This is a genomic window from Kribbella sp. NPDC003505, assembly GCF_040610875.1.
In the GTDB taxonomy this organism is placed as follows: domain Bacteria; phylum Actinomycetota; class Actinomycetes; order Propionibacteriales; family Kribbellaceae; genus Kribbella.
Genome location: NZ_JBEXNA010000013.1, coordinates 114,496 through 127,480, shown reverse-complemented (window position 1 = coordinate 127,480; position 12,985 = coordinate 114,496). Strand labels below are relative to the sequence as shown.

The 12,985-nt window shown below is 69.0% G+C and carries 12 protein-coding genes; 5 read left to right on the top strand and 7 right to left on the bottom strand.

Annotation, left to right across the window (positions count from 1 at the left end; all coding sequences use genetic code 11):
* Positions 1-5 precede the first annotated feature (5 nt).
* Both ABZX12_RS35100 and ABZX12_RS35095 read right to left on the bottom strand, forming a co-directional pair.
* Positions 6-662: a response regulator transcription factor gene (locus ABZX12_RS35100; protein WP_355699746.1), complete on the bottom strand. Its 657-nt coding sequence runs from the start codon at positions 660-662 to the stop codon at positions 6-8.
* Entirely contained in the window at positions 659-1,900 is a 1,242-nt protein-coding gene (locus ABZX12_RS35095) for a histidine kinase (RefSeq protein WP_355699745.1), read from the bottom strand. Before ABZX12_RS35095 ends, ABZX12_RS35100 begins: the two co-directional genes overlap by 4 nt.
* Before the next feature lie 142 nt (positions 1,901-2,042).
* Here ABZX12_RS35095 and ABZX12_RS35090 point away from each other — a divergent pair, with 142 nt between their 5' ends.
* From ABZX12_RS35090 to ABZX12_RS35080, 3 genes are all read left to right on the top strand, one after another.
* The gene (locus tag ABZX12_RS35090; RefSeq protein ID WP_355699744.1) at positions 2,043-2,927 is read left to right on the top strand and encodes an ABC transporter ATP-binding protein; all 885 of its coding nucleotides are present in this window, start codon (positions 2,043-2,045) and stop codon (positions 2,925-2,927) included.
* 29 nt (positions 2,928-2,956) lie between these two features.
* Complete coding sequence (locus tag ABZX12_RS35085) at positions 2,957-3,763, top strand: ABC transporter permease (protein WP_355699743.1); 807 nt, start codon at positions 2,957-2,959, stop codon at positions 3,761-3,763.
* 194 nt (positions 3,764-3,957) lie between these two features.
* The gene (locus ABZX12_RS35080; RefSeq protein ID WP_355474918.1) at positions 3,958-4,143 is read left to right on the top strand and encodes a DUF3073 domain-containing protein; all 186 of its coding nucleotides are present in this window, start codon (positions 3,958-3,960) and stop codon (positions 4,141-4,143) included.
* A 173-nt stretch (positions 4,144-4,316) separates the two neighbouring features.
* On the opposite strand, the gene purM is transcribed toward ABZX12_RS35080, so the two are convergent.
* Both purM and purF read right to left on the bottom strand, forming a co-directional pair.
* A complete protein-coding gene (gene purM / locus ABZX12_RS35075) occupies positions 4,317-5,390 on the bottom strand; it encodes a phosphoribosylformylglycinamidine cyclo-ligase (RefSeq protein WP_355699742.1) in 1,074 nt (357 codons plus the stop codon).
* A gap of 27 nt (positions 5,391-5,417) precedes the next feature.
* Entirely contained in the window at positions 5,418-6,977 is a 1,560-nt protein-coding gene (gene purF / locus ABZX12_RS35070) for an amidophosphoribosyltransferase (RefSeq protein WP_355699741.1), read from the bottom strand.
* A gap of 262 nt (positions 6,978-7,239) precedes the next feature.
* Here purF and ABZX12_RS35065 point away from each other — a divergent pair, with 262 nt between their 5' ends.
* Together ABZX12_RS35065 and ABZX12_RS35060 are read left to right on the top strand one after the other, a co-directional pair.
* Entirely contained in the window at positions 7,240-8,223 is a 984-nt protein-coding gene (locus tag ABZX12_RS35065) for a LuxR C-terminal-related transcriptional regulator (RefSeq protein ID WP_355699740.1), read from the top strand.
* A gap of 11 nt (positions 8,224-8,234) precedes the next feature.
* Entirely contained in the window at positions 8,235-9,224 is a 990-nt protein-coding gene (locus ABZX12_RS35060; protein ID WP_355699739.1) for a LuxR C-terminal-related transcriptional regulator, read from the top strand.
* A gap of 951 nt (positions 9,225-10,175) precedes the next feature.
* Here the strand turns inward: ABZX12_RS35060 and ABZX12_RS35055 are convergent.
* From ABZX12_RS35055 to ABZX12_RS35045, 3 genes are read right to left on the bottom strand one after another with little or no spacing between them, the layout of a single operon-like run.
* Positions 10,176-11,546 (bottom strand): NAD(P)(+) transhydrogenase (Re/Si-specific) subunit beta, encoded by a 1,371-nt coding sequence (locus ABZX12_RS35055; RefSeq protein WP_355699738.1) that lies wholly within the window; start codon positions 11,544-11,546, stop codon positions 10,176-10,178.
* The gene (locus ABZX12_RS35050) at positions 11,543-11,848 is read right to left on the bottom strand and encodes an NAD(P) transhydrogenase subunit alpha (RefSeq protein ID WP_355699737.1); all 306 of its coding nucleotides are present in this window, start codon (positions 11,846-11,848) and stop codon (positions 11,543-11,545) included. Before ABZX12_RS35050 ends, ABZX12_RS35055 begins: the two co-directional genes overlap by 4 nt.
* Positions 11,845-12,966, bottom strand: a complete 1,122-nt coding sequence (locus ABZX12_RS35045) for an NAD(P) transhydrogenase subunit alpha (RefSeq protein WP_355699736.1) — start codon at positions 12,964-12,966, stop codon at positions 11,845-11,847. The genes ABZX12_RS35050 and ABZX12_RS35045 overlap by 4 nt, the downstream gene beginning before the upstream one ends.
* Between the last annotated feature and the right edge of the window lie 19 nt (positions 12,967-12,985).

The following is a 12,985-nucleotide window of genomic DNA, read 5'->3' as shown; positions in this document are numbered from 1 at the left end:
CTCTGCTAGCCGTCGAGCAGGCCGGCCTCGTAGGCCAGGATCGCGACCTGGACGCGGTTGGTGGCGTCGAGTTTGACCAGGGCGCGGGACACGTGGGCCTTCACGGTCGCCTCGCTCATGAACAGCTTCCGGCCGATGTCGGCGTTCTGCAGGCCGCGGCCGACCTCGACGAGCACCTCGCGCTCCCGCTCGGTGAGCTTGCTGATCCGCTCCTGCGCGACCCGCTTCCGGTCGGCACGCGGATCGCCCGCGAAGTGCCCGATCAACCGCCGGGTCACCGCCGGCGAGAGCATCGCGTCCCCGGCCGCCACCACCTTGATCGCCTGCACCAGCTCACGCGGCGGCGTGTCCTTCAGCAAGAACCCGCTCGCGCCCGCCTGCAAGGCCCGAAACACGTAGTCGTCCAGGTCGAAGGTCGTCAGCACGACGATCTTCGGCGGATCGGGCAGGGCCTGCACCTCCCGGGTCGCGGCCAGGCCGTCCAGCCGCGGCATCCGGATGTCCATCAGCACGACGTCCGGCCGGTACTCCTTCACCATCGCGGCGGCGTCCGCGCCGTCCTCGGCCTCGGCGACCACCTCGAGCTCGGCGTCGGACTCGAGGATCATCTTCAGCCCGGCCCGCACCAGCGCCTCGTCGTCCACGATCAGCAGCCGCGTCATCGCTCCCCTTCATCTCCGTCCAACACCGCGTCGCGGTCCAGCACCGCGCCTGCCGGCAGCCCGGCAGTGCCGGGCAGCGCGTCGTCGTCACGGCCGTCCGGCCAAGGCAGCCATGCTTCCACCCGCCAGCCGCCCTCCTGTGTCGGCCCGATCCAGAGCCGCCCGCCGACCAGTTGCACCCGCTCCCGCAGGCCGACCAGCCCGGCACCCGCTCCAGGCAGCAGTGAACCAGCAGCCACCGGCCGGACGTTCGCCACCCTGACCGTCACGCCCTGACCACGAGCGCCGTGAACCTGTACGTCGGTCGCGGCGCCGCGAGCATGCTTGTGCACATTGGTCAGCGACTCCTGCACCACCCGGTAGACGGTCCGCCCGACCGACACCGGTACGTCGTCCGGCAGCGTCACGTCGTACCCCACGGTGACTCCCGCGTCTCGTGAGGCCTTGATCAGCCGCTCGAGGTCCGAGGCCTTCGGAACGGGTGTCAGATCGGCGCCGGCAACGCTGACGTCGGTCCGCAGCACCCCAAGCACCTCCCGCAGGTCCTCCATCGCCTGCCGGGCGGTCTCGCGGATCAGCCGGGCAGAGCCCTCGACCTTGTCCGGGCCGACGGCCGGGTTCACCTCGAGGCCGCCGGCATGCAACGCGATCAGCGACACCTTGTGGGCGAGCACGTCGTGCATCTCCTGGGCGATCCGGGAACGCTCGCCGAGCCGGGCCTGCTCGCTGCGCAGCTCGCGCTCGGCCTCGGCCCGCTCGGCGCGGTCCCGCAGCGACGCCATCAGGTCGCGGCGGGCGCCGACGTACGCACCGATGGCGATCCAGGTCCCGACCAGGAACGGCCCGGTGAAGACGGCCACCCAGATCTGGTTCACGTTGCCCCAGCTGTTCAGGACATACGCGGCGTACCCGGCGAGGCCGAGGATGACCAACGCGAGGTCGCGCCGGCGGATCGCGAGCGTCAGCAGCGCGAGGCCCATCGGGACGAAGATCCCGCCGGTCAGCATCGCCAGCACGGTGACGGCGGTGACCGTCACCGGGAAGCGCCGGCGCCAGAACAGGACGACCGAGGCAACAATGCCTGCGCCCAGCACATACCAGTCCTTGACCGACCACCCGTTGCCGCCGGACGCGGCCTGCAGCACGATCGTGAGCAGGCTGAAGCCGACATACAGGATGTCGCGCAGGCGTGGGGCATGCCTGGCCCACCAGGCGTACCACCTCCGCAACCGTCGCATTCCGTCACTGTAGTTCGACGGTCGACGCGCTCACGTCCCCCTTCCGGGTGGGTTCCGGAGCCGATCGGACGACTTTCGTAGGGGGTCGGCGCAGCCGCTCGTCCGATGTGCGACCGGGGGCGGTGACGGTTGACTCGTTGCCATGATCACCGTCGAGAACCTGACCAAGCGCTACGGCAGCACCACGGCTGTCCAGGACGTGTCCTTCACCGTTCAGCCGGGCAGCATCACCGGCTTCCTCGGCCCGAACGGCGCCGGCAAGTCCACCACGCTGCGGATGCTCACCGGGCTGACGCCGCCGACCTCCGGCACCGCCACGATCACCGGCAAGCGGTACGCCGACCTGCCGAACCCGGGCCGGGTCGTCGGGGTCATGCTCGACGCCGCCGCGCAGCACCCGGGCCGCACCGGCCGCGAGACGCTGCTGCTGAACGCGAGCCTGCTCGGGGTGCCGAAGACGCGCACCGACGAGATGCTCGAGGCGGTCGGGCTCAGCCACGCCGCGAAGCGCCGCGTCGGTCAGTACTCGCTCGGTATGCGCCAGCGGCTCGGCATCGCGAGCGCGCTGCTCGGCGACCCCGCCGTCCTGATTCTCGACGAGCCCGCGAACGGGATGGACCCGGAGGGCATCCGCTGGATGCGCGGGCTGCTCCAGGACTTCGCCGCCCGGGGCGGCACGGTGGTGCTGTCCAGCCACCTCCTCGGTGAGGTGCAGGCGACCGTCGACCGGCTGGTCGTCATCGGCGGCGGCCGGATCGTCGCGAACGGCTCGCTGGAGGAGCTGCTGGCCGGTTCCGGCACGCTCGTCCGCGGCCTCGACCCGGTCGGGCTGAACGAGGCCCTGACCGCGGCCGGGCTGCAACTCGAGCCGCTGTCCGACGGCTCACTGCGCGTCGACGCCACCGCCGAGCAGGTCGGGCGGGCCGCCGCCGCGGCCGGCCAGATCCTTCTCGAGCTCCGCCAGAGCGACGGCGCCGGCCTGGAGGACCTGTTCTTCCAGCTGACCGCCCAGCCTGTCGCCGCCTGATCACCCCTACTTTCTTCTGGAGACCTTCGATGACCACCGTGACCGACGTCGCACCCACGGCGCCCGCCAAGCACCGCGCCCAGGTGGCGACCAGCCTGCCGCCCGCGCGCGGCCAGTCCTTCCTGAAGCTCGTCGCCCTCGAGCTCCGCAAGTCCGTCGACACCCGCAGCGGCCGGGTCCTGATCGCCGCGATCCTGCTGCTAGCGGTCGCCGCGATCACCTGGCAGCTCACCCACCTGCCGCAGGGGACGGTCGGGTTCGAGGGCTTCCTCGGCGCCGCGTCGGCCGGTCCGATGCTGATCCTGCCGGTGATCGGCGTGATGGCGATGACGTCGGAGTGGACGCAGCGCACCGCGCTGACCACGTTCACACTGTCGCCGCGCCGGGTGCGCGTCCAGCTGGCCAAGTTCGTCTCGGCGGTCGTGCTCAGCGCGGTCGTGACCACGGGCGTCGTCCTGCTCGCGTTCGCCGGCACCGCGCTCGCCGGAGCGACCTCCGGCCGCGGTACGTCGTACGCCGGGCTCGGCGGGCAGCTCGCCGGCGGCTACCTGACCGTCGCGCTGAACGTGGTGATGGGCGCGGCCTTCGGTGCCGTGATCGCACAGACCGCGGTCGCGATCCTGGTCTACTTCATCGCGCCGACCGCCTGGTCGCTGGCCGGGCCGGCGCTGTTCAAGGACAACGCGAACTGGCTCGACGTGTTCGGCGCGCTCGGCCGGATCGCGGAGCGCGACCTGCACGGAATGGTCCCGGAGACGCTCACCGCGGTAGGGGTCTGGATCGTCCTGCCGACCGTCGTCGGACTGTGGGCTAGCTCACGTCGCGAGGTCAAGTAGGGGCGGTGAGCACGGCGGGGCGAGCCGGTTTGAGGGGACCGGCCCGCCCCGCCCGCTGTGTGATCGGACCTCTGGCCGGGGGCGGTGCGTGTGTCGATCCCTGGCTCCGGGTATCCTTGAACCACGATTACTGACGACTGATCCGTGGGCGCCACGCAGCGTACCCGGTTGACTTGTGCGAGGGGGTCGACGCTATGGGGCGCGGCCGTGCAAAGGCCAAGCAGACGAAGGTCGCACGCGACCTGAAGTACCGCACCTGGGACACCGACTTGGACCAGCTCAAGCGAGAGCTGTCCGGTGAGCAGGGTGGGAACAGTTCTGCGAACGGCGACAACGACGGCGACGACTACGACGCCGACGACTACCACCCCCGTCGGTAAGCATTTCAGCCCGGCTGAGCTGCTCAGAGCCCCTCGGGGTGCCTGAGCAGTTCACCGTGCGCCCGACGAACTGACACACAGCACCGCCTGTGGCGGATCGACGATTCAGCAGCCCGAGGCGTCGGACAGCTTCATCGTGACCCGCTCACAGGCGGCCGCTGTGCACCCGGGCTCTACTCGGCGTACGTGCCTTCGAGCGTGACCGTGCCGCCCGGCGTCGCGGTGACCTCACCGCATACCCAGGCCGGGATGTCGCGAGCTGCCAATGCCTGGATCGCGGCGTCGGCGGACGACGGATCGAGGACGGCGACCATGCCGGCGCCCATGTTGAGCGTCTTCTCGAGCTCGGGCAGCGCGACGTCGCCGAGCAGGCCGACGAGCCCGAAGACCGGTGCCGGCGTCCACGTCGAGCGGTCGATCCGCACGGACAGCTCGTCCGGGATCACACGCGCCAGGTTCGCCGCGAAACCGCCGCCGGTGATGTGCGACATCGCGTGCAGTGGCTTCTCATCGGCCCCGTTCAGCTCCTGGATCAGCTCCAGGCAGTGCTTCGCGTACACCCGCGTCGGCGTCAGCAGCACCTCGCCGAGCGTCGTCCCCAGCTCCGGCACGACCCGGTCCAGCGTCCACTTCGCCCGGTCGAAGAACACGTGCCGGACCAGGCTGTACCCGTTCGAGTGCAGTCCGGACGACGCCATCGCCACGACGACGTCCCCCGCGCGCACCCGCTCCGCGCCGAGCACCTCGTCCGCCTCGACCACACCGGTCGCCGCGCCCGCCACGTCGTACTCGTCCGGCTCCAGCAGCCCCGGGTGTTCCGCGGTCTCGCCGCCGACGAGCGCCGTACCGGCCTCGACGCACGCCTCCGCGATGCCCTTCACGATCTGCGCGATCGTCTCCGGCACCACCTTCCCGGTGCAGATGTAGTCGGTCATGAACAGCGGCTCCGCGCCGCACACGACCAGGTCGTCGACGACCATCCCGACCAGGTCGAACCCGATCGTGTCGTGCTTGCCGAGCTTCTGCGCGATCGCGACCTTGGTCCCGATCCCGTCCGTCGACGTCGCCAGCAGCGGGCGCCGGTACGACGTCAGCGCGGTCGCGTCGAACAGCCCGGCGAACCCGCCGAGCCCGCCGACGACCTCGGGGCGGGTCGCCTTCGCCACCCACTCCTTCATCAGCTCGACGGCCCGGTCACCGGCCTCGATGTCGACCCCGGCAGCGGCGTAACTCGCGCCTTGACTCACTGTGTTCTCCCTGTTGGGTACGGCGTACTACGGGCGGCTGAGCGCGTCCGCGGCGCCGCCACCGCCGGAGACCGTGGCCAGGCCGTCCGCGTCGGTCACCGGCAACTCGAGCAGGTGCTTGCCGAGCCGCTCCGGGTCGGGCAGCGCGACCGGGTACACGCCGTCGAAGCACGCCCGGCAGAGCCGCTCCTTCGGGACCGTGGTCGCCTCGACCAGACCGTCCAGGCTGATGTAGCCGAGCGAGTCGGCGCCCAGCGAGCGGCAGATCTCCTCGGTGTTCAGCCCGTTCGCGATCAGCTCGGCGCGGCTGGCGAAGTCGATGCCGTAGAAGCACGGCCACTTCACCGGCGGCGCCGTGATCCGGACGTGGATCTCCTTGGCGCCGGCCTCGCGCAGCATCCGGATGACCGCGCGCTGGGTGTTGCCGCGGACGATCGTGTCGTCCACCACGACCAGGCGCTTGCCCTCGATCACCTCGCGCAGCGGGTTCAGCTTCAGGCGGATGCCGAGCTGGCGGATCGTCTGGCTCGGCTGGATGAACGTGCGGCCGACGTACGCGTTCTTGACCAGGCCGGAGCCGTACGGGATGCCGGACTCCTCGGCGTACCCGATCGCGCCGGGCGTGCCGGACTCGGGCGTCGCGATCACCAGGTCGGCGTCGGCCGGGTGCTCCTTGGCGAGCTTGCGGCCGATCTCGACCCGGGTCGAGTAGATCCGCTGGCCGGAGATCTGGGTGTCCGGCCGGGCCAGGTACACGAACTCGAACAGGCAGCCCTTCGGGTCCGGCTCGGCGAACTTCGTCGAGCGCAGCCCCTCGGCGTCGATCGCGACGATCTCGCCCGGCTCGACCTCACGGATGAAGCTCGCGCCGACGATGTCCAGCGCGGCGGTCTCGCTGGCGATCACCCAGCCGCGCTCCAGCCGGCCGAGCACCAGCGGGCGGATCCCCTGCGGGTCGCGGGCGGCGTACAGCGTGTTCTCGTCCATGAAGATCAGGCTGAACGCGCCCTTGACCTTCGGGAGGATCTTCGCCGCGGCCTGCTCGATCGTCAGGTCGGGGTAACCGGCCAGCATCGAGGTCAGGATGTCGGTGTCACTGGACGCACCGTGCTTCGCGTTCGCCTTGGCGTGGTCGACGTCGGCGTCCAGACCGAGATCGAGATCACCTTCGCCGTTCAGGCTGGCGGCGAGCTCGCTGGTGTTGGTCAGGTTCCCGTTGTGACCGAGCGCGATCGAGCCGGTCGCCGTACTGCGGAACGTCGGCTGCGCGTTCGCCCAGACACTGGACCCGGTCGTCGAATACCGGCAGTGACCGATCGCGATATGCCCCCGCAGCGACGCCAGCGTCGCCTCGTCGAAGGCCTGGCTGACCAGCCCCATGTCCTTGTAAACGAGGATCTGACTCCCGTTACTGACCGCGATCCCGGCCGACTCCTGCCCCCGGTGCTGCAAGGCGTAGAGCCCGAAATAGGTGAGTTTGGCAACCTCTTCCCCCGGCGCCCAGACCCCGAAGACGCCACAAGCGTCCTGCGGACCCAGATCCTGCGGGTCGAGTTCATCAGTAAGCCGACCATCGCCACGAGCCACACGAGCAGTCTACGGGACGCTGAACAGGCGGAAGACCAGCGTCCTACCAGCAGACGAACCCACCACAGGCCGGCATGTCCGGGGCGGCCTCTGCAGTGGCGGCCGGCGCAGTCGTCACCAGAACGGCGACCATACTGACCACAATCAGCAACTTCTTGATCACAGATCGTCCTTCCGAAATAATCCGACCAAACTTCGGGTGCTTACTATCGACGCACTGTGTATATGGTCAGTTCCGACAAGTTCTGGAGGAGAAGCACGCGTGCTGGAGCCGCTGGGGGTGGACGAAGCCACTTTTGCGGTCTATCACGCCCTCCTGAGCCATCCAGACAGTACGCCCGAGCAGATTGCCTCGCTAGTCGATAGATCTGTGGGCGACGTACGGGAACTGATGGACAACCTGCGCAGGCTGGAGCTCCTCGTTCCGACGTGGACCAATCCGGACGGTGAGCACGCGGTCCACCCACGCGTGGGCCTGACCGGCCTCGCCGAGCGGCGGCGTACAGAACTGAACAAGATGCTGGGCGAGCTCAAGGAGGCCGAGGCTTCCGCTGAAGTGATCGCCGAGCAGTACAACGAACTGCTGACATCACGTAGCAGTGGCGACGTCGAAGTACTCAAGGGCCGCGCGAATGCAGCCCGACGGATCGAGGAGCTCGCCCTGAAAGGGCGCGACGCCTTTTGGGGGCTGATCCCGGCGCACTTCGATGACTCGTTGCCTCAGGTGGACAGGTCACCGGACTTCGATCTGCTCGAGCGGGGGGTCAAGCTCCGGACGGTCTACCTGCAGAGCATGACATCGTCGAAACAGGCCTTGGAGTACGCCACGAAGATGCACCGGTTGGGCGGTGAGGTCCGCGTGACCCCGACCCTGCCGATGCGGCTACTGATCCTCGACCAAGAGCTCGCGATCATCCCGATGGACCCGGAGAACCCGACCGCCGGCGCCGTCATCCACCGCAGCCCGGCTGTCGTATCCATAGCCATCTCTTTGTTCGACTCATACTGGTCCCGTGCAACGGAGCTGTTCGACCCCGACGACCGTGACGACGAGACTCCCCTCACCCCTCATGAGGCCGAGGTCCTCCGCCTCCTCGCCGGCGGCGCCAAGGACGAGCAGGTAGCCCGTCTCCTGGGCATCTCCCTCCGCACCGCCCGCCGCATCACCGCCAACCTCTCCGAACGCCTTGACGCCGCCAGCCGCTTCGAACTCGGCGTGGCCGCGGCCAAGCGCGGCTGGGTCTGACGGATCGTTCGTTGTTCGAGTCGCTGGGTCTGACCGACGATGAGGTCGCGGTCTACCGCGCCCTTCTCCGGCGGCCTGAGTTGGTTCGGCCGTCCGAGCTCGCAGAACTCGCCACGGAAGTGAACATGTCCGAGGAACAGGCCAGCGTACGACTTGGCCGACTCCGGGAGATGGGGCTACTCGTTCCACGATGGAACATCGCGGGCGAAGAGTACCCCTTGCACCCGGCGACTGGATTCGAATTGCTGGCGGATCGCAGGCAGCGCGAGATCGACAAGCTGGCCGAAGAGCTCAATTCCAGCAAAGCGGCGGGATCACGCTTCGTTTCCGACTACTCCGAATTCCTGATCCAGCGGCAGGCAGGCGAGGTGGAGATTCTCCACGGAGAGCGTGCCTACCAGCGGATGCAGGTCTTTCAGCCCACGAAGTCGATGTGGGCAATGTTTCCACCGTATGCCCCCCAGGAGATGCCGCGCGATCCCGAAGATTCCCCGGACACCGTGCACTTGAAGCGTGGGATTGACGCGCGCTACCTCGTCGTCGAGTCCCAGGTGAAGACTCGCGGCGCCCGCGAATACCTTGACTATGTCGCCGGTTACGGCGCAAAGTCTCGCGTGGTCCCGTCGGTTCCATTGAAGATGATCATTTTCGACGGCGAGGCCGTTGTCGTAGGCATCGATCCCGACAACACCTCGGTCGGCGCGATGATTCATCACAGCAAGTCGATCCTGCGGATCGTGATCGATCTGTACGAACGCTATTGGCGGGACGCACGGCCGCTGGTGGAGCCGGCGTTGCCAGGACCGGCCGTGCTCAGCGCCCAGGAGACCGAGTTTCTTCGGCTGCTTGTCGAGGGTGCGACGGACGAGCAAGCTGCGCGGAAGCTAGGCATATCGATGCGGACCGTGCGGCGGATTGCGGCGAAGTTGAGTGAGCAGGTGGGGGCTTCGGGGCGGTTTGAACTGGGGGTTCGGGCGGCGCAACGCGGGTGGGTGGACTAACCCCAGTCCCAGCCGCGGGTAAAGGGTTTCTTGATACGGGACAAAGTGTTTGCTCCTTGTTCGGGGCGGGTGAGAGGAATGGGTGCGCCGCCCGGCCCCTCGATACCGAAGTCAAACAGAGGCAACCTGTCTCGACAACGAACGACATTGGCCGGGGTAGGCCGTTGACCGGGTGCGGCCACCTGCACGGCAGTACCCGAACTGATCGCACGGACCCGGCGTGCGACGGACCACCATGAACAGCCCCGCCACCGCCGCACGGCTGCCCCGCCGGATTACGATGCGCCGCCAACCGACGTACGGCGACCGACCCGGCGTAGACGCTTACAACCGACCGCGCCGTACAGCCCACCGCGCCCGCCAACGTCGAACGACCGTTCGTCGGGGGCCGGCCTACACGCCGACGTGGGTCCGGCGTACGGCGAGCCGATGAAGCCGCGTCCTACCCAGGCCGTCACCGATGCCCCGCTACAACAGCCGACGCGAGCCATCGCCGTACGGCCTATCGCCGGGCTCGGCGCACCGACGAGCGCCAGTGCCGCCAGCTTATGTACGACAGCTGTTCCAACCGGGCCGCAGAATCGTGCGACCACGCCCGCGACAGTCGTATCACAGCCGATCGACGCGCAGCGCCGAGACAGGAGCCCACGCCGCGCGTCCCCAATGCCGACACCGCCACCGCTGTACGGCTACAGACCCGCCTCCTCTGTCGTACCGCCAGCCGATCGTCGCGCACCCCCAAGACACGAGCCCACTCCGACGCACAGTCCACGCCGCACGCCCCACCGCCAGCACAGCCACCGCCGAGGGACCTGGCCTCGCCGGCAACGCCGCCTCCGATGTACGGCTGCAAAGCCGCATCCCATCGTCCTGCCGCTAGCCGATTGACGCGTCCGCGGGCTGTGGTCCGCCCGCTCCAGCGTCGGCCGACCGCTGCCGAAGGCGTGTAGTTCAGACCGTCTTAAGTGCCGCCAGCAGCTTCGTCAGGGAGTCTCGGGCGTCGCCGAAGAGGAGGGTGGTTCGGGGGTCGTAGAGGAGTTCGTTTTCGATGCCGGCGAAGCCGGGGCGCATGGAGCGCTTGAGGAAGATGACTCGTTGGGCTTCGTCGGCGTTGAGGATCGGCATGCCGTAGATGGGGGCCGAGGGGGTGGTGCGGGCGGCGGGGTTGACTACGTCGTTGGCGCCTACCACCAGGACTACGTCGGTGGTCTTGAAGTCGCCGTTGATGTCGTCCATCTCGCGGAGCTGGTCGTACGGGACCTGGGCCTCGGCGAGCAGGACGTTCATGTGGCCGGGCATCCGGCCTGCGACCGGGTGGATGGCGTAGTCGACCTTGACGCCGCGGCTCTGCAGTTCCTCGACGAGGTCGCGCAGCGTGTGCTGGGCCTGGGCGACGGCGAGGCCGTACCCGGGCACGATGATGACCTTGTTCGCGTAGCCGAGCAGGATAGCGACGTCTTCCGGCCCGGCCGAGATCACCGGCCGGTCGGACGCAGTGCCGCCGCCGAGGGTCGACCCGCCGCGGACCGCGCCGAAGAGGATGTTGAAGACGGACCGGCCCATCGCGTCGGCCATCAGCTTGGTCAGCAACGTACCGGCCGCACCGACGAGCGTGCCCGCGATCAGCAGCAGCGTGTTCCCCAACACATAGCCACCGGCAGCCACGGTGAGACCGGTGAACGCGTTCAGCAGCGAGATGACGATCGGTACGTCGGCGCCGCCCACCGGCAGCACCAGCATGACGCCGATCGCGAGGCCCAGCAGGCACAGCAGTACGCCGACCCACACGCGCGGGTCCGACACCAGCCACACCGACAGCGCAACGCCGCCCAGCAGCGACGCGACGAACAGCACCGGCAGACCGGGGAACGTCACCGGACGGGTCGTCATCAGCTCCTGCAGCTTGGCGAACGTCACCACCGAGCCGGAGAAGCTGACCGCGCCGACGATGATCGTGAACGCGGTGGCGATCGCCGAAACGGTCGCGTCGGAGGAGATCTCACCGAGCTCGAGCAGCGCGACCAGCGCGGCCGCGCCGCCGCCGACACCGTTGAACAGGGCAACGAGCTGCGGCATCTGGGTCATCTGTACGCGCCGCGAGCCGACCACGCCGCCGACGGTGCCGATCGCCAGCGCGATCAGGATCGGCGCCAGGTGGTCCGGTTTGTAGGCGGCGAACGTGACGATCACCGCGAGCACCGCACCCGCGGCGCCGATCAGGTTGCCGGTGCGTGCGCTGCGCGGCGACGAGAGTGCCTTCAGCGCGACGATGAAGCAGACCGCGGAGACCAGATAGCCGATCTGGGCCCAGGTGGGGATCACTTGTGCAACTCCTTCTTGCGGGCCCCCGGACCTTTGAACATCTCCAGCATCCGGTCGGTGACCACGAACCCGCCGACCATGTTGACGGTCGCGAGCACGACGGCCAGCAGCCCGACGGCGACCACGATCGCCGAGTCGGCGGCGCCGGTGACGATGATGGCGCCGACCAGGATGACGCCGTGGATGGCGTTCGCCCCGGACATCAGCGGGGTGTGCAGCGTCGAGGAGACCTTGCTGATCACCTCGACCCCGACGAACGCGGCGAGGACGAAGATCGTCAGCAACGCGATGGACTCACTCATGCCTGTCCCTCCAGAAGGGCGCGGGTCGGCTCGTGGAGCACGCTGCCGTCGTGGGTGACGCAGCAGCCGCGGACGATCTCGTCCTCGAAGTCGGGGTCGAACGCGGCGTTCCGCGTCATCAGCCGGATCAGGTTGGCGATGTTCTGACCGTAGAGCCGGGACGCGGGTCCGGCCATCTGCGACGGGACGTTCGCCCCGCCCCAGACCAGCGCGTCGCCGATCGTCAGCTCGGTCCCGGCGACGGACCCCTCGACGTTGCCGCCCTGTTCCGACGCGAGATCGACCACGACCGAGCCCGGCTTCATCTGTTCGACCATCGACCGGGTGACCAGCATCGGCGCGGTCCGGCCCGGTACGGCGGCGGTGGTGATCAGGGCGTCCGCGGCCGCGACGTACGGCGCGAGCAGTTCGCGCTGGAGCTGGGCGCGCTCCGGCGTCATCTCGCGGGCGTACCCGCCGGGGCCGTCGAGGGTGCCGAGCTCGAGCTCGATCGGTACGGCGCCCATCGACGCGATCTCCTCCGCGGCGGCCGTGCGGACGTCGTACGCCTTGACGACCGCGCCGAGGCGTTTCGCGGTGGCGATCGCCTGCAGGCCGGCCACGCCCGCGCCGAGGACGAGGACCTGGGCCGGCGGGACGGTGCCGGCCGCGGTCATGTTCAGCGGGAAGAACCGCGGCAGCCGTTCGGCGGCGACGATGGCGGCCCGGTACCCGGCGACGAGCGCCTGTGAGGACAGCGCGTCCATCGACTGGGCCCGGGAGATCCGCGGGATCAGCTCCATCGCGAACGCCGTCAGCTTGGCCCGGGTTGCGGTCCGGACCACGTCTGGCGGGTTCGTCGGCAGGAACGACATCAGCGCCGTGCCGGCGTGCAACCGCTGCAGGCGCTCGCGTTCCAGCGGCTGCACCGACGCCACCACGGTGGCCGCGTGGTCGGCGCCCCAAGCCACCTCGGCGCCGGCCTCGCGGTACTGGTCGTCGGAGAACAGCGCCCGCTCACCGGCGGCCGGCTCGACCGCGACCTCGTAGCCGAGCTCGATCAGTTTCGCGACATGTTCCGGCACCAGGGCGACCCGGCGCTCGGCCGGTCTGGTCTCCCGTACGACTGCGATCTTCACTCGCCGAAACCTATGCCAA

Excerpts from the sequence above, each read along its gene's own strand:
- ABZX12_RS35100 (WP_355699746.1), bottom strand. The coding sequence starts at position 662 with ATGACGCGGCTGCTGATCGTGGACGACGAGGCGCTGGTGCGGGCCGGG.
- ABZX12_RS35095 (WP_355699745.1), bottom strand. The coding sequence starts at position 1,900 with ATGCGACGGTTGCGGAGGTGGTACGCCTGGTGGGCCAGGCATGCCCCA.
- ABZX12_RS35090 (WP_355699744.1), top strand. The coding sequence starts at position 2,043 with ATGATCACCGTCGAGAACCTGACCAAGCGCTACGGCAGCACCACGGCT.
- ABZX12_RS35085 (WP_355699743.1), top strand. The coding sequence starts at position 2,957 with ATGACCACCGTGACCGACGTCGCACCCACGGCGCCCGCCAAGCACCGC.
- ABZX12_RS35080 (WP_355474918.1), top strand. The coding sequence starts at position 3,958 with ATGGGGCGCGGCCGTGCAAAGGCCAAGCAGACGAAGGTCGCACGCGAC.
- ABZX12_RS35050 (WP_355699737.1), bottom strand. The coding sequence starts at position 11,848 with ATGAGTGAGTCCATCGCGTTGCTGACGATCTTCGTCCTCGCCGCGTTC.